This is a genomic window from Limosilactobacillus avium, assembly GCF_947381485.1.
GTDB classification, from domain to species: Bacteria; Bacillota; Bacilli; order Lactobacillales; family Lactobacillaceae; genus Limosilactobacillus; species Limosilactobacillus avium.
On the sequence record NZ_CANCWN010000096.1, the window covers coordinates 1 to 488 of the forward strand.

The following is a 488-nucleotide window of genomic DNA, read 5'->3' on the forward strand; positions in this document are numbered from 1 at the left end:
CCAGATAAAACTGTATCAGCTTCAAAATGGCCTGCAATATTACGATCAGAAGCTTCAGCTGGACGATCTTCAATCGAACGACCATGACTGAAAGTCCCACGGGTTTCTTTAGCACGCTTACGACGAATACCATGGTCAGGTAAATCAGTCATCCGAATATCTAGAAGTCCTTGATCGACCCAGTTATAGATAGTCTTGTAGGCGATCCTAACCACATGGGCTACTTGTTCAATTGACCATTTCTGAATCTTGATCTTGTCTTCGATTAGTCGCTTGAGGTTAGCCGTTAATGAGCATTTACGACCACGACGACTAAGCTTAGATTCAAGGTTAGCTTGAGCACTAGCAGCTTGATATTCGCCATTCAAGCGATGAATTTCATTAAAGATAGTGGTCTTACTAAAACCCAGATAATCAGCGATATATCGAAGAGATCGCTTTTCATGACGAAGCGTTTCGATGACAATGCGGTCTTCAAATGATAAAAT

1 protein-coding gene is annotated in these 488 nt (G+C 41.6%); it reads right to left on the reverse strand.

From position 1 onward, the window contains the following. Window positions 1-488: IS30 family transposase (locus QOS01_RS10450; RefSeq protein WP_283622276.1), on the reverse strand; the 488-nt coding region annotated here is incomplete at both ends.